This window comes from Ohessyouella blattaphilus, from assembly GCF_024721265.1.
Classification (GTDB): Bacteria; Bacillota; Clostridia; order Lachnospirales; family Lachnospiraceae; genus Aequitasia; species Aequitasia blattaphilus_A.
The window spans coordinates 48,484-63,727 of sequence record NZ_JAMXOC010000019.1 but is presented as its reverse complement, the minus strand read 5'-3'; the positions used below and the strand labels follow the sequence as shown (position 1 = coordinate 63,727).

The 15,244-nt window shown below is 39.3% G+C and carries 15 protein-coding genes; 10 read left to right on the top strand and 5 right to left on the bottom strand.

The annotated features are described in order from the left end of the window. Positions 1-106 precede the first annotated feature (106 nt). From NHH16_RS11785 to NHH16_RS11770, 4 genes are all read right to left on the bottom strand, one after another. Positions 107-1,456 (bottom strand): ATP-binding protein, encoded by a 1,350-nt coding sequence (locus NHH16_RS11785; protein WP_262069805.1) that lies wholly within the window; start codon positions 1,454-1,456, stop codon positions 107-109. Beyond that, a complete protein-coding gene (locus NHH16_RS11780; protein ID WP_316043936.1) occupies positions 1,453-2,172 on the bottom strand; it encodes a LytR/AlgR family response regulator transcription factor in 720 nt (239 codons plus the stop codon). The genes NHH16_RS11785 and NHH16_RS11780 overlap by 4 nt, the downstream gene beginning before the upstream one ends. Positions 2,173-2,971: 799 nt before the next feature. Next, a complete protein-coding gene (locus tag NHH16_RS11775; RefSeq protein WP_262069803.1) occupies positions 2,972-4,684 on the bottom strand; it encodes a hypothetical protein in 1,713 nt (570 codons plus the stop codon). Beyond that, positions 4,677-5,720, bottom strand: a complete 1,044-nt coding sequence (locus NHH16_RS11770) for a WYL domain-containing protein (protein ID WP_262069802.1) — start codon at positions 5,718-5,720, stop codon at positions 4,677-4,679. The genes NHH16_RS11775 and NHH16_RS11770 overlap by 8 nt, the downstream gene beginning before the upstream one ends. Before the next feature lie 168 nt (positions 5,721-5,888). On the opposite strand from NHH16_RS11770, the gene NHH16_RS11765 reads away from it, so the two are divergent. The 7 genes from NHH16_RS11765 to NHH16_RS11735 all read left to right on the top strand — a co-directional run bounded on the left by NHH16_RS11765 (position 5,889) and on the right by NHH16_RS11735 (position 12,901). Continuing rightward, on the top strand, positions 5,889-6,062 hold the full coding sequence (locus NHH16_RS11765) for a hypothetical protein (RefSeq protein WP_262069801.1): 174 nt from the start codon (positions 5,889-5,891) through the stop codon (positions 6,060-6,062). A gap of 83 nt (positions 6,063-6,145) precedes the next feature. Next, the gene (locus tag NHH16_RS11760) at positions 6,146-6,301 is read left to right on the top strand and encodes a hypothetical protein (protein WP_262069800.1); all 156 of its coding nucleotides are present in this window, start codon (positions 6,146-6,148) and stop codon (positions 6,299-6,301) included. A gap of 63 nt (positions 6,302-6,364) precedes the next feature. Next, positions 6,365-7,174, top strand: coding sequence for a ParA family protein (locus NHH16_RS11755; protein WP_262069799.1), 810 nt, complete (start codon positions 6,365-6,367; stop codon positions 7,172-7,174). Beyond that, positions 7,140-8,102, top strand: coding sequence for a ParB/RepB/Spo0J family partition protein (locus NHH16_RS11750; RefSeq protein WP_262069798.1), 963 nt, complete (start codon positions 7,140-7,142; stop codon positions 8,100-8,102). Before NHH16_RS11755 ends, NHH16_RS11750 begins: the two co-directional genes overlap by 35 nt. Positions 8,103-8,284: 182 nt before the next feature. Beyond that, positions 8,285-11,908 carry a SpaA isopeptide-forming pilin-related protein gene (locus NHH16_RS11745; RefSeq protein WP_262069797.1) on the top strand — a complete coding sequence of 1,208 codons (3,624 nt, stop codon included), beginning with the start codon at positions 8,285-8,287 and terminating at the stop codon, positions 11,906-11,908. Between the two features lie 171 nt (positions 11,909-12,079). Then, positions 12,080-12,322 (top strand): hypothetical protein, encoded by a 243-nt coding sequence (locus NHH16_RS11740; RefSeq protein WP_262069796.1) that lies wholly within the window; start codon positions 12,080-12,082, stop codon positions 12,320-12,322. A 96-nt stretch (positions 12,323-12,418) separates the two neighbouring features. Continuing rightward, a complete protein-coding gene (locus NHH16_RS11735; RefSeq protein ID WP_262069795.1) occupies positions 12,419-12,901 on the top strand; it encodes a JAB domain-containing protein in 483 nt (160 codons plus the stop codon). Between the two features lie 53 nt (positions 12,902-12,954). Here the strand turns inward: NHH16_RS11735 and NHH16_RS11730 are convergent, their stop codons facing one another. Then, positions 12,955-13,113, bottom strand: a complete 159-nt coding sequence (locus NHH16_RS11730; protein ID WP_262069794.1) for a hypothetical protein — start codon at positions 13,111-13,113, stop codon at positions 12,955-12,957. Between the two features lie 232 nt (positions 13,114-13,345). Here NHH16_RS11730 and NHH16_RS11725 point away from each other — a divergent pair, with 232 nt between their 5' ends. From NHH16_RS11725 to NHH16_RS11715, 3 genes are all read left to right on the top strand, one after another. Beyond that, positions 13,346-13,783 (top strand): LytR/AlgR family response regulator transcription factor, encoded by a 438-nt coding sequence (locus NHH16_RS11725; protein WP_262069793.1) that lies wholly within the window; start codon positions 13,346-13,348, stop codon positions 13,781-13,783. A 3-nt stretch (positions 13,784-13,786) separates the two neighbouring features. Beyond that, positions 13,787-14,233 (top strand): hypothetical protein, encoded by a 447-nt coding sequence (locus NHH16_RS11720; protein ID WP_262069792.1) that lies wholly within the window; start codon positions 13,787-13,789, stop codon positions 14,231-14,233. A 73-nt stretch (positions 14,234-14,306) separates the two neighbouring features. Further along, positions 14,307-15,242, top strand: coding sequence for a DUF3991 and toprim domain-containing protein (locus NHH16_RS11715; RefSeq protein ID WP_262069791.1), 936 nt, complete (start codon positions 14,307-14,309; stop codon positions 15,240-15,242). Positions 15,243-15,244 lie beyond the last annotated feature (2 nt).

The window sequence follows — 15,244 nt, the reverse complement described above, 5'->3', positions numbered from 1 at the left end:
CAATGTTCAATGTTCGGCTTTGCCGAAATAATCACTCGAGATTCCGAGAGACTATTTTGTTATTTAGAAGATTATCACAAAAAATCTAGCCAAAACTATTTTTTGGCTAGACTGTCATTTTCTGAGGATAACCTGTCATCTTTTTATCCCACCGCGGAATTAAGACTCGCAGAACAAACCAATTATCCTCGGTATGAATCGTCAAATTTCCCCCATACTTCTCAGCAGTATGCTTAATACTCTTAATTCCATATCCATGAAAATCTTTATTCTTCTTGGTCGTCGCCGGCAAGCCTTCTTCAAATGCAGGAACCTCCTCGATGTAATTCTCAAAACGCATCATCAAAAGGTTGTTCTGAGAATACACTGCCACACGAATCAGCCGCTTCTCCTGCTCCTTAAGCTTCATTACACTTTCGATAGCATTATCCAGGGCATTTCCAAAAATCGAGCAGATATCCATTGCTTTCATGAACGCCAACTGCTGCCCGTCAATGACACAGGTCAGATTAATATGGTGTTCGACACAATACATGTTCTTCCCCGTCAAAACAACATCAAGAACCTTATTGCCCGTATTATTATTGGACTCATATATCTTAATAGCATGATCCATCTCAACCAGATACGATTCCTTTTTTTCCGGATCTTCTTCTGATCGGATAATGGCTATTTGATGTTTTAGGTCATGATACTTTCGATTCAGCAATTCAATATTCCCCTTTGATTGCTGATACTGTTCGTATTGTCGGTTCAAAACCTGATCCAGTGCCTCCACTTCACGTCTCAGACGGATTTCATTCCGTTGTTCTTGTTGAGCATAAAGCATGGTTAAACCGCTAAAATCCACCACCGTCCGAATAAAGAATAGCGCCGCCCCGGTCTGGCCTTGAAACACTGTCGTCTGCACAGCAAAGTAAACATTGCTGATGATAAATGCTGCTGCTGCAATCAATACTGCACTGATCAATTCTTTACCGCTAACCCCCAGCCGTACATTACGCAAAATCCGCTTTGACTCCAGCAAATAAATCATAAAAAACACCGCTGCGTAGGTCAGTCCCATTACCATCACCGGCACGACCCTATTATCCATTGTCCTTCCCAGAAAAAAGAAACAATACAACTGCCAGCCCAGAGATGCTGCGAACTCAGCTGTTATAAACGCTCGGGCACAACAATACCCCGTATCTAGTAATGACAAGTCACAGCAGCAATAAATATTCAAATACATGAACACCATTGCCAAAATCATTCCCGGCACCCAAAAAGCAATCGGCATCCTTCCTGCAATCCCCTGAACCAAGCACTGCAGCCCCAGCATCCCCGCCAAAACCAATATTAACCGCATCCCTTTAAGCTTCTTTTTCAAAGGAATAATATAAATAACGCAAGCAATCCATTCTGCAATGGCTGTATATAGTCTGGGAATGTCCGGAAACATCTGCTCCATCATTTAATGACACCTCCCACATAATCGGCAAGGGCATTCATAAACGCTTTCTTACGCGGCCGGCTGATCTGCAATTGATGATCTCCTACCTGTACGATATTTTGGGTCACTTCCTCTACATAAGCAAGATTCACCAAATAACAATTGTTACACCGGAAAAAATATTGTTCCTTTAATTTCTCCTCTAACTCTTTTAATGTCCCCTTAATCGTATACTCCTCTTTCTTTCCATGTACGATCAAACGCCGGCTGATGCTCTCAATGTATAATACATTCGCCGCCTCCAGCCGCACCACGCCATTCTCGACTGGAATGAGTAAATAATTCTTCTTCCGCAGGGCCAGACGTGACAATGCTTTCTTAAGTTCCTCCGAGAAAGCGAAGTAATGGATCGGCTTCAGCACGAAGTCCATTGCATCAACAGCATAACCTCGAATAGCGTAATTCGCCATATTGGTAATAAAGATAATGATAACCTCGGTGTCCATTTCCCGAATCTTCTCTGCCGCCGACATTCCATCCATTCGCTTCATCTGGATATCCAGAAAAATAATATCATAGACACCGCGGTAATCCTCTACAATTTCATCGCCATCTTTGAAAAAAAAGACTTCGAAACACTCTTCTCGCTCTTCTTCATATTTTTTTATATAACCGCCCAATTGTTTCTGTACTTTTACTTCGTCTTCTACAATTGCAATTCGTATCAAGATCCCCATCCTCATTTCATGCATGTTTTTATCTTATACAATGTTATTGATTTTTTGTATCGTAATCTGAAATAGATGGAATGTCAAGTAAAACTCTGATAACAAAGTAACTCGCTCATGGCTATCCAAATATAAATGGCTCTTTTTCTCTCTCATAATCGCAACCTCCTTTATGCTTTCATTATATGAGCATGGGGCAGGGTGTTCAAATGTGCGAAAAATAGGATTAGATAATCCCCCAAAACGAGTAGTTGAACAAGAAACAATCGCCTTTTCAATTAGCAGGATTTTTAGCACGATTTTTTCGCAAATTAGCAGGAAAGCCGTTTTCATTAGCAAGAACCGAGAAAATCGTGCTAATCATTAGCAAGCTAATCGGTGACGAAACGACAGAAGTTCGATTTTTCTTCTTCCAATCTGATTAGCAGAAACTGCTCTTGCTAATTGCCGTTTACTATAAGTTCAATTTCTCTCGGGAAATTATAAAAGCCGCAAAGCCTGTATTTATGCAGGTTTGCGGCATTGTTTTTGGCGTCCCCGAGACGATTTGAACGTCCGACCCTTCGCTTAGGAGAGCCTGAAGCGGAAAGTCGTGTCACATCGTTTGACATCACCAGACATCTTCAGGCCCTAAAACATCAGTAAAATCGAACGTTCGCAAATTCACTGAGTTGTGCATAAAACTACGAAAACTCACCTCGTTTTTGATGTCATATTAGCAGAACTATTAGCAGAAAAATCCGCCGATCCGCGAAGGTTCCACACCTATTAGCAGAATGGGTAAAAAATAGTGTTGCAGAGTTGACTTTTATAATAAAAATACACCCTCCTCAAATACCTTTTTTTCCGATTTAATGCATTCAATTCGCTCCGGTGAAACAATTCTTAATGTCCCCTCTATTATTTCCTTCGGCAAATTATTATGATCATAAACAAGGTTGTATGTATTCTTCTCTCCTATATTCCTAAAATATATTCCAGAATAAACTGGATTTCCATATGCGTCATACGTGACTAAATCATCCCAACACGGAAGCATTGCCTCTTTTGTGCCCTCATTATCTGTTATATAGAATATAGGAACTTCATCCAACTTGTCTCTTTCAGCTACTCTTCTGTTTATATACTTACATAGCTCATTATAATCTGATCTTATATTTTTTGCAGGAATTCCTAAAGTTTTCTTATCATTGTCGTCAAAAGTGTATGCTCCCAGCAGGAAGTATAGCACGAGATAAGCTAAATCTCGTGCTTCATTAACGGTTTCCCAGTTTAGTAAGTTATCCTTATGAAAAAAACCATTCCGCAATAACTTAACATTATTTAGCAACTTCCTAATTAAGATAAAAACATCCTCTCTAATTTCGGCTTTTATTAGATCTTTATTCCCCTCAAATCTCAAAAAGCCGGTCATAACGCCAAGTGAAATCTGTTCTTTTTCAGAATTCATGAATTCATCCGTTAATTCAATATGCGCATCCTTTCTATTATTATAAATGGTCTTCCCTTTATTCTTTCTTTCCTTAGTTTGACACGATATAAATAAAAAAAGAAACTGCTCAATGGCCTTAAAGTATCCCATTGCAATCGATGTGAGATCAATATTCTCAGCCTCATTTAAAGAACTATATAGCCACTCAGCCGTCAAAAAGCAAAGAGCATAGCTTTTATCTCCTAGAATGCTCTCGAAAAAACTGTCTTCTAGAAACTGGCTATCTATTTTCTTTTTTAAATTATCCGAAATACTTATTTCCATTTTTCCTTTTTCAAAAGAATGCTTATAATCAAATGCAAGAATTCTTGCTCTAGCAATTTGTTTAAAACTATACAGAGTATTAGGAACCAAACTCCTTACTATCCTCACACCAAAATAGGATTCTACTTTATCCATATATTGCTTCAAATAACTCGAAAAAATACTATATTCTTCCCCACCAAATACCTGCTCGAAAAAATACTTCAAAGAAAACACGCTAGTCCCTCTAGAATGATCCTTCTCATCATTATTATGATTAAGTTGGTCAGAGTAAGCCTTATCTTCGGCATACGCAATATAAGCATAGTCATCTGCCGAATACTTTTTCACCAGCTCAATCACCATCTCTTCAGGTAAATAATTTTTTATCCCGTATTCCTTAAAAATATATAACACGTTTTTACCATTCATTTTAAGAACAAAAGCTAAAATTCCCTCATCCCTGTCTTGGCGAATAAAATATGGTTTTTCTATCCCGTTTGAATTAACCATTCTGCAAGACCCACAATAAATAGGAACATGCTGAACCGACAGCTTGTATATGGTCAATAATTCTAAGATTATTCCTTTGAGCATGTCAAAGGATTTCGCCCTGCTTTCGTTTATAATAAATTGATACTCTTCGTAATCGTCATATCCAAAACGAAAAAGTATTCCCACTTCTCTATGATTTGGCTTTTCTATTTCCCATGCATCTCGTAAATGCTTAATCTTATTCAAGCCATCAAAAAGCATCCTTTTTTCATATAGCTTTGAATTATTCATCCGCATCCTCCTCATTTAATTTCTCATATACCTCAAGGGATTTTTTATGAAACTCTTTCATTCTAATGCGCTGGCTCTGTGGTGCTATTATCTCCGCCTCATTTCCTACAAAGCGCCTAAAGTAAAGAAATATTTGATCCTTCGAACAACTAAAGCAATAATAGCTTCCATCTGATTTCTCGATTATTTCTTCATACTGTGGTCGACCATAATAAATTCTGTTATATGATCGTTTCCCATCTTCTGTTAACTTAACGTATGTTTTCTCATTGTCATTAATTGAATATTGCGGACCATATTTCATCATTTTATCCAGGAAATTTTTTATTTTATCTGATATTTCTTCTTTGGTTTTTCCATAGTTTACTCCGCAAATACGATTCAATCTAAATGAACGACTTTCTTGAATGCCAGTGGCTTTATTTAATACCATACAAATCAAATAATTAAACAACTCTTCTTGACCTACTACTACTTTATATGGCTTTACGTCGTATATTTTTTCTTTATTCCAAATAGTAGAAAAACTGACCGCCTCTTTCCTTTGACATGCCGCCGAAAGCCGGTCATAATTCATCTTAAAAATAACTCTTTCTCTTTCACTAAATGGCATTTCACAATAACTCATTATCATTCTACATAAATATCCTGATAAGGAATCCTGTGGACCAACCTCCATTTTTATATTACGGACTATATTTTCCGTTTCTTTTGTTGGTTTTAATGCTCTACTAATAAAGTTTTTTCCCTTTCTTGATGGAACCTCTGGTAAAAAAACCTTTCTCACTATACTATCTGCAACTATTATCGTTTCTTCATATGGAGCTGTATCAATTTCTTTTATTATCGCATCATACGTCTTTTTTAATTTAGACGCATAGACTTCGTAATACCCAATAAGCAATAGGCTCAAAAAACGATTTTTATTAATTGTCTTACCGTCTTTCTTGTATATCTCAAACATAGTTGCATCGCTATCTATCACTTGCACAATGTTTTTGGGAATATAAATATTTATTTTTTCTAAGTCACTCATTTCGCGCCCTCCCTTTTTGGGGTCGTTAAAATGCTTTTTTTTAATTATATCATTGTATTTATAATAAATATAGGGGTCGTTTAAAAAGAAATACCACCACTTTTATTATTGTCTAGCGTCTTTTACAATGTATTTATAACAACTTTTTGCATTTATAGGAGGAAAACTATGAAAAAAGAATTTATCGAACTGGTTGAAAATATACCTACTTTATTGAGAAATACTCAATTTAATATCTCGCTGGATGGATGGCCAGCTGCAGTAGCAACTCTTGCTCTATGTAGCAGTGGTGTCGCTATTTATGCACTTAAATTAGCTTATGCACATGAAAGTGCAAATTAAATGTATATCACTACTCTTATCTTCCATTACACCTTTGCCTGACTGTCCGTAATTAATTATGCTTATTACGAGGGGGTGCCGCTATGTTCAAACGCAAATACCACATCCAATATTCCTACGAAGATCTAAAGCGTATTATTGAAGGCCTTATTGAATTCAAAAATCACCTTATTAGTCAGGGGCGCTACACCGATGCCGTTGATGAACTTATCTTGAAACTTTATAAGCAAATGAAATAGCAATACCTTACATAGTCATCGGCAATTACGCCGGTGGCTTTTTCTATGAAAGAAGGTGATTAATTGAAACAAGCAAAAGTAATAGCCGTCTGTAATCAAAAAGGCGGCGTCGGCAAGACCACCACTACTATTAACCTCGGTATCGGTCTTGCAAATCAAGGTAAGAAAGTCCTTATCTGTGACATGGATCCACAATCAGACACGACCGCCTCTCTTGGCTGGAAGCAACCTGATGAACTTGACTCCACTTTAGCAAATCTTCTTATCTCAGATACTTCTCAAGCTACTACGATCGAGTCCGCAATTCTTCATCACGAAGAAGGCATTGATCTCTTACCGGCAAACATTGACTTAAGTGCTACAGAGCTACACTTAGTAAATGCTATGTGCCGGGAGGCTATCCTAAAGAATACGATTGCTGATGTTAAAGACAATTATGACTATGTCTTAATTGACTGCCCTCCGGCTCTTGGAATGCTGACCATCAATTCACTTGTAGCCGCTGACAGCGTCATTATCCCAGTACAGGCTCAATACTTGCCGGCCAAAGGAATGACTCAGCTCCTACGAACCATTCATGATGTAAAACGAAACATTAAACCTAACTTATCCATCGAAGGAGTGGTCCTAACATTAGTAGACGGGCGTACTAATCTTTCGCGTCAAGTAATCGGATTCTTGCGTGAGAATTACGGAACGCATATTCATATCTTTAATTCCCAAATTCCAATGGGCGTAAAAGTTGCTGAAAGCGTCAGCCAAGGTAAAAGCATCTACGCTTACAAAGCTTATAGCCCCGTCGCTATAGCTTATGAATCTTTGACAAAGGAGGTCCTTCATGGCAGAGAAAGAAGCAAAGAACAAGAACGATGATTCCTTAGGACTCCCTTCCTTCAATGACCTCTTCAGTTCTCAGGAACAACGCGACGATGACAAGCTCAGTAAAATAAAGGATATCCCTCTCGAGCTAATCGATGACTTTCCAAAGCATCCCTATAAAGTAAAGGACGATGAGGACATGCTAAACCTTGTTGAAAGTGTCAAGGAGCATGGCGTTCTTACTCCTGCTACTATCCGGCCGAAAGAAAATGGGCGGTTTGAGATCATCTCCGGGCATCGAAGAAAAAGAGCCTGTGAACTTGCTGGCTTTAGCTCATTACGTTCAGAAGTGGTAGAACTTGATAAAGACGCTGCTACGGTTCTTATGGTAGAAAGCAATTTTCAGCGCACCACTATTCTCCCAAGTGAAAAGGCCTTTGCTTATAAGATGCGTCTTGACGCTATGAAAAGACAGGGTAAGCGAGTGGATTTAACTTGTGCAACAGTGTTGCACAAGTTAGAAAACAAAAAATCTCGGCAAATACTCGCTGAACAAACCGGCGAAAGCCATGAACAAGTCAGAAAGTATATCCGCCTTACAGAACTCATCCCCGAGCTTCTAAACCTTGTTGACGAAGGCCAGATTGCTCTTCGCCCGGCAGTAGAGCTGTCTTATCTCCCTATGTTTCGGCAACAAGATCTTCACCAGTGTATTGACATCTACCAATGCACCCCGTCTCACGCACAAGCTCTCAAGATGCGTTCTTTATCCACAGAAGAAAAGCTCACACCGGAAGTTATCAACTTAATTATGTCGGAAGAAAAACCCAATCAAAAGGAAAAACTTATTCTGCGAGATGAACGGATTGCCAAACTCCTTCCGCCGGCTCTCACTGCGTCCAAACGAGAGGAGTATATCATCCAGGCTCTCGAGCATTATGCAAAACATCGAGCTCGCAGTTCTCCGGATCGAGAACGATAAGGTTAAGAGCTGCTTTTTTAGCTTTCCCTTCCCCACACCCCAACCCTTAAAGATTACCAGCTAACTTAGCCGAAGAAGAAAACTTCGGCTGGTATATAGGTATCTACAACTTTAATAAGCAACGTAACTGTCCTCACTATTAGTGAAGGGCTTTTTTCATGTCCAAAAATGGAGGTAACTCAATGAATCAAGTATTATCAACGAGAAAAAGACGCATCCTCTCAGTTCTACTGATTATGGCGATCTTCTTCTCCATCTTTTCAACTACTAGTATTGATACAAAGGCTGCTAATACGGTAAGTATTTCTTTCACCTATGTACCAAAAACAGGTGGCGGTAACATCAAGTGGATTCGAGGCTTTAGTGTTAACGGTTATCATGACGCTTATGGTGACGCTGCCGGCAAACAGATTATGCGAATGTATGCCAGTGGCTCTACTGCCTTTTGCATTCAACCGGGAACTCCCGTTAATCCCGGTGATCAGCTAACCCTTAATTCCTCAGAAGCTTGGAACAATTTAAGCGAAGGACAAAAGCAAGGTATTCGCCTCGCTCTTCTTTATGGCTACCAAGGCAACTATGGTGCCCTTACTGGTACCGATGGTGAACGCTGGGTTGCCACTCAATTCATTATATGGGAACTTGTTGCCGGTTGTCGCTATACCAGTGGTAACTATGCTTGTCATAACGGCACCATTATTGATGCCATCTGTTCCAACAACTATAATCCGGAAATCAGGGAAAACTACAACCGCATTTCCGGCTATATGGCAAATTACGGTCGCACACCTTCGTTTACCGGCAGCGTCCAAGAACTCACTTGGGATGGCAGCAAATATTCTAAAACCATTAGTGATACCAATACTTGCCTTAATAACTTTAATGTCACTAGCACTGATAATCGCATCGCAATAACAAAATCAGGGAACAACTTAACCTTAGCTTCGACGGAAGGCTTTAACGGTGAGATTGCTATCAATATGACGAAACACAACATCCCTAAAGTTACTGAAAGCTCCAAGTTGATTGCTTGCGGTAGTCCCTATGTACAAGACGTCGTAATCGGTGTTGAGAATGTTGCAGGTATCAGTGCTGGCTTAAAAGTAAAAGCTCCTTACGGAAAGCTCAAACTTCTAAAGACTTCCGAAGATGGCATTGTCTCCGGTCTACGTTTTAAACTCACCGGTAACGGTATAGATAAGATTGTTACTACAGATAAAAACGGCCAAATCTTTTTAGCCGACTTAAAACCGGGAGCCTATACCATTACCGAACAGATGGAAGAACGCTACGCGAATAACGAAGCAAAAACCATTCAGATTGTCGCCGGTAAAACCACTACTGTTTCTTTTGAAAATCGCTTGAAAAAATTCCGCGTAGAAGTAGCGAAAAAAGATAGTGTAACCGGTTCTTCACAAGGCGATGCCACTTTAGAAGGTGCTATATACGGAATCTACCAAGGCGAAAAGCTAATAGATACCTACACTACCGATAAGAACGGTAACTTCACAACAAAATATTATATCTGTGGTGAGAATTGGAGCATTAAGGAAATTACTCCTAGTGAGGGTTATCTCTTAAATTCCACCAGTTATAAGATCGGTTCCGAGGCAAAGCTTTATACCATAGAATATAACAATACTAAAAACACCGTCGTCGAAGAAGTCATTCTTGGTCGCGTCGCCATTGTCAAGCATGCCGATGATGGTAAGACGGGAATCGACACTCCAGAATCTAACGCCGAATTTGAGGTGTTCCTTAAAAAATCCGGCTCCTATAAAGATGCTAGAGACAGGGAGCGTGATCATCTTACCACTGATGAAAACGGCTATGCTATCACCAAAGACTTGCCTTACGGCATCTATACGGTTCATCAGATCAAGGGGCTTGAAGGACACGAATTTGTCCCTGACTTCGATGTTTTTATCTCTGCCAACGGAAAAGTATATCCGTATATCTTAAATAATGCCCTTTTCAAAAGCTATGTAAAGATTATTAAGCAAGATGCTGAAACCGGTAAGCCGATACCTTATGCCGGTGCTGGCTTTAAGCTTTATGATAGCGACGGTAATCTCATCACTATGAAAACCACCTATCCAAACCTTACTATAATTGACACCTTTTATACCGATAGCACCGGACAACTTTTAACCCCGGAAGAATTACCATATGGCTCTTACACGCTTGTAGAAGAACAAGCTCCTTACGGTTATGTTCTTGACCAGACACCGGTTCCGTTTACTATCACAGAGGACGGAAAAGAAAGTGAAGGCGATCTGACTATCACTAAAGTTGTTAAAGAAAATGCCCCACAAAAAGGCAAAATCAAGATTACTAAAATCGGCGAGCTCTTTGCTGGTGTATCGAATGATAACGACATCTATCAGCCCATCTATAACCTTGACCTCCTTGAAGGTGCGACTTTTAATATCTTTGCCGATGAAGATATCATCACTCCAGATGGAACAACGAGATCCGGGAAAGATGAACTTGTTGATACTGTTACCGTTCCTAAGGGTGGCTGTATACACACTAAAGAACTCTATCTCGGTGCTTATCGCCTCGAAGAAGTAACTGCCCCTAGTGGCTTTGTCCTACAAAACGAACCAATCCACGTGACTCTTTCGTATGCCGGACAAGAAGTTGCTGTTACCGAAACTGCCAAACTTGTTGAAAATATAAGGCAAAAAGTCGAAGTGTCTCTTAAAAAGATTCTTGAGAAAAATGAGGACTTTGGCATCGGCATAAATGAAGAATTACAAAATGTTTCTTTCGGCTTGTACGCTGATGAAGATCTTGTCGCCGCCGACGGAAATATAATTCCAGCAGATGGACTCCTCGAAATTGCATATGTTGAGATCAACGGCCTCGCCACCTTTAAAACAGACATTCCTTTTGGCAAATACTATGTAAAAGAAGTGGCTACTGATAACCACTATGTTATTTCCGAAGATGAATATCCCTTCGAATTCGCTTATGGCGAGCCGACACAAGATGTAATAAAGATTTCCCTTAACGATGATAAAGAGATCGAAAACAAACTAATATACGGATCTGTAAAAGGACTAAAAGTCGATGCCAAAGATAAGCCTCTAGCTGGTACTCTATTTGGCCTTTTTAAACCGTCCGAAGAAGAACTGACAAAAGAGAATGCTATCCTCCTGTCAACATCCGGAAAGGATGGCCGTTTTGGCTTTGAAAACGTTCCTTATGGAACCTGGGTTATTAAAGAGCTAGAGGCTCCGGAAGGCTATGTGCTTCTAAAGGATCCTGTTTCTATTATCATTGATAAAAACGAGCAAGTCTTCGAAATAACCATTGATAACACCATGATTATCGGTATCGTTCAGCTCCACAAAGTATCGGCAAGTAATCCAAAAACATCTCTTGGTGGTGCTATCTTTGAAGTCTATCGCGATACCAATAAAGATAAGATACACAATCAAGATGATGAGCTAATTGGCACTATGCAAGAACTAAACGATGGCCTTTACGAAATGAAGAGCCTTGAATATGGCGGCTACTTTGTTGTTGAAAAGAAAGCTCCAGATGGTTATAAACGGGACACCAGCTCTTATTATTTTGAAGTCATAAAAGACGGGGAAACAATTACCGTCGAGAATTCAGCCGGAGTCGGTTTTACCAATGAAGAGTTACCGGAGACACCAAAGACAAAGAAAAAGGTTGAAACCGGTGATAGCAACAATCCACTCCCGGCAATCCTACTGCTCCTTTCGTTCGGAGCTATTGCCGGCACGATCATCTATAAAAAGCGAACAAAAAAGAAAACTGAAACCAAAGATTAATTCTACTGAGAAGGGCGGCTACTTTATGGCCGCTCTTCTCTTTGAGGTAAACCCAGATGACGAAAAAATATGATTGTAAAACCTGTTGCTACCGAAATCGCTATGTACCTTTTTGCGGGTTCTGCATGCGAAAAATCTTAGATGAGCAAAAAAAGAAAGGAGAAACCTTTGATGAAACGCGGAAAAATAAATCAAAAAGCCATTAGAGCTTTATCACTTCTTTTCGAGGCTGGTTATTCCAATGAAAAAGATATTTTGGCTTTAACACTTGATCAAATCCTTCAGATTACCGGTCAGAAAATGACTGAGGTCTGCACGATTAACGAGCTACAAAAAGCTTTAAGAGAACGGCGGTTTTTTGCTTACTTAATGCTGGAAAGTAAAGCCGATACCCTAAAGGAGGATCATTCATGAGCGAAGTAATCGAAATGACCTTAGAAGAATTAAAAGAATATATTGAGGCGATGCCACCGGAAACAATCCTAAATATCGAGATTGGAGGTGGTGAAAATGGGAGCGAATGAATTAGAAATCGTCAATATAAGACTTATTAAAGAACCGTCTCTTTATAGCGAAGAGCTCCTTACAACCCCCGAAGCTGTTCTTCGACTAATGTCAAAAGAACTTTCAACCTATGATAGAGAAGTCCTCTGCGTCCTTAATATGAAAACGAATAACCAGGTCATCAATATGAATGTAGTTAGTGTCGGATCCCTAAATGCCGGACTGGTGACGCCAAGGGAAGTCTTTAAAAGCAGTATCCTCTCAAATGCTGCCTCGATTATCGCAATCCATAATCATCCCTCCTCAAATACCCAACCTTCAAGAGAAGATTTCAGGGTAACTGAGCGTTTAGCCAAATGCGGCGACCTCCTCGGGATAGAGCTACTCGACCACATCATTATTGCCGGCGAAACTGGACAGATGTACAGCTTTAAACAAGAAGGAAAGCTTGGCAAAAACGGTCGTGTGAACGATGACTTGTGCCGTTAGAATACGTTAAAAGAGCCGGTGCAATAAATCTTGCACCGGCCATTACATTCGTCTTATTCTAAATGACTATTAGCCTCTTCATATGTCTGATAAAGCCTCGCCTTACTTAAACGAATGCTCTGATCATCATCGTAAAGCACGGTATAGTTCTCACCGTATCTGGCTAACACCTTACCTTCAACAACTTTCTCTTGATAAGTAAAAAAAAACAATATCACTTTTCTTGTACTTCATAATATAGACCACCTCTCACAATCATTATTATAGCTAATATCCTTTGCTCTTACCACCATTTCAGGTATAAAATTGACCCAATTTTTTTCGAAATATTTAGCACAGATCCTCTAAAATGCATTTCAGTACATCTTTAATGCCTCTCGCTACATACTCTATTGCAACCCCCTTTGGAACACCATATAATTACATCATAAGGAGGGCAGGCCAATGGAAATAAGGATTTTCGAAAATGTAAATGGCGAAGAGCATATAGACATCTATTGTCACCAGTCGAATTCTCCAGAAGTAACTCATCTTCTACACTTTTTAAAAGAGAACAAAAGACTACCCGCAAAAGATGGCAATGACCTCGTTTATATTAATTCGTTAGATATAATGTATGCTGAATATATTGACCGAAAGGTGTTCATATATACTTCTGAGAGCGAATTAATAACAAACCAATCCTTAGGATCTCTAGAGGACAATATCCCCCACTTATTTCGTTGCTCAAAAAATACACTACTTAATATTAACTATATTAAAAGGCTACAAAGCTTTGGGGGCGGACGAATACTTGTTACTTTAGTAAATGGTGAACAGTTGGTAATTTCCAGACGATATGCGGCTGAGTTTCGCAAACTCTTAAATGAAAGTGAGGTGTAAAACATGAACGAATTCAAATCTACTTATCTTTGGGGTATTAATTTTAAAGCAAACTGGGGTCTATATTTTTTAGCAACAACTTTTTTTCAGGGAGTTTTTAGATATTTTTCAGGAGATGTTTCCATTCCATTATTGGAGATATTGCAAGGGCTAATTCTTGCACTTATAATGGCAATTGGGCAAGCAATAATATTGCCTGAACATAAAGATCTCTCAACAAAGTCATTATGGTTACGAACTTTATTATGGGGTTCTATCACTGTAATGGCAATCGTATTCATTGCTTTGATTGGAAACTGGTTTCAAGGTCTTCCAAGTTTCTGCTTGCCACTTTTCTGCCTACTAATGTTTTGTGGTTGCTTTTCAATTATGATTGGAAGACGCTTTGAAAATGATAAAGATACTTTATGGCTTAACAAAAATCTTGATAACTTTAAGAAAACCAAATAATACTTTTCCACTAACCTTTACTAGGCGGTCCCTTTGGGGCCGCCTTTTTCATTTCCTAAAGGAGGTCTTACTTATGCCCTATATCCCGCCAGAACTTATTATTAAAGCCAAAGAGCTTGACCTATTATCTTTCCTTCAAGCTCACGATCCAGGCGAGCTTGTTCGCTTTTCTGGAAACACTTATACCACCAAAACGCATGACAGTCTGAAAATCTCCAACGGTAAGTGGATGTGGTGGTCAAAAGGAATCGGCGGCAAATCCGCCTTAGACTACTTAATAAAAGTAAAGGGACTTAGCTTCCTTGATGCCGTAGAAACTATTTTAGGGAATAATATCACCACTGTTCCTCCGATAGCAAATATTCAAGAAACCGAGCCAAAGAAATTGCTTCTTCCTCAGCGAGCAGATAATAACAAACGTGTAGTGGATTATCTATATAATCGTGGCATCGACCTCGAGATCATCTGCCACTGTATTGACAAAGGACTCCTTTACGAGAGCCTCCCATATCATAATTTGGTGTTGCTTGGACTTGATGAGCAAAAAATTCCTCGTTATGCATTTTATAGATCAATAAATAAAAACCGACTACTTGGAGAAGCAACCGGCAGTAACAAACAATATTCTTTTCGGCTGGTAACGGATTCATCTGCTGACTTACACGTATTCGAAAGTGGTATAGATTTGCTTTCATTTGCCACTTTGGTCAAACGCTCCGGTAGGGATTGGCACTGTCTCAATTTATTATCTTTAGCCGGTGTTTACTCTCCAAAAAATGATGAAAAGTTACGTCTTCCTGTCGCGCTCTCTCACTTCTTAAAGCAAAAACGCGATATCAAAGAAATCCATTTACACCTTGATAATGACAACACTGGCAGAAGTGCTACCTTGGCACTAATCAAGTTATTAGAAACAGATTTCACAATCATAAATTCACCGGCTCCTTACGGAAAAGACTTCAATGATTATCTACGTTCTGAGATGAAGCTATCACATTATGAGCGTTAGCA

What these genes read in the sequence shown, in the direction of transcription:
- NHH16_RS11715 (WP_262069791.1), top strand. Translation starts at nt 14,307, where the DNA reads ATGCCCTATATCCCGCCAGAACTTATTATTAAAGCCAAAGAGCTTGAC.
- NHH16_RS11740 (WP_262069796.1), top strand. Translation starts at nt 12,080, where the DNA reads ATGAAACGCGGAAAAATAAATCAAAAAGCCATTAGAGCTTTATCACTT.
- NHH16_RS11750 (WP_262069798.1), top strand. Translation starts at nt 7,140, where the DNA reads ATGGCAGAGAAAGAAGCAAAGAACAAGAACGATGATTCCTTAGGACTC.
- NHH16_RS11720 (WP_262069792.1), top strand. Translation starts at nt 13,787, where the DNA reads ATGAACGAATTCAAATCTACTTATCTTTGGGGTATTAATTTTAAAGCA.
- NHH16_RS11775 (WP_262069803.1), bottom strand. Translation starts at nt 4,684, where the DNA reads ATGAATAATTCAAAGCTATATGAAAAAAGGATGCTTTTTGATGGCTTG.
- NHH16_RS11735 (WP_262069795.1), top strand. Translation starts at nt 12,419, where the DNA reads ATGGGAGCGAATGAATTAGAAATCGTCAATATAAGACTTATTAAAGAA.
- NHH16_RS11780 (WP_316043936.1), bottom strand. Translation starts at nt 2,172, where the DNA reads ATGGGGATCTTGATACGAATTGCAATTGTAGAAGACGAAGTAAAAGTA.
- NHH16_RS11765 (WP_262069801.1), top strand. Translation starts at nt 5,889, where the DNA reads ATGAAAAAAGAATTTATCGAACTGGTTGAAAATATACCTACTTTATTG.
- NHH16_RS11760 (WP_262069800.1), top strand. Translation starts at nt 6,146, where the DNA reads ATGTTCAAACGCAAATACCACATCCAATATTCCTACGAAGATCTAAAG.
- NHH16_RS11725 (WP_262069793.1), top strand. Translation starts at nt 13,346, where the DNA reads ATGGAAATAAGGATTTTCGAAAATGTAAATGGCGAAGAGCATATAGAC.
- NHH16_RS11785 (WP_262069805.1), bottom strand. Translation starts at nt 1,456, where the DNA reads ATGATGGAGCAGATGTTTCCGGACATTCCCAGACTATATACAGCCATT.
- NHH16_RS11770 (WP_262069802.1), bottom strand. Translation starts at nt 5,720, where the DNA reads ATGAGTGACTTAGAAAAAATAAATATTTATATTCCCAAAAACATTGTG.
- NHH16_RS11745 (WP_262069797.1), top strand. Translation starts at nt 8,285, where the DNA reads ATGAATCAAGTATTATCAACGAGAAAAAGACGCATCCTCTCAGTTCTA.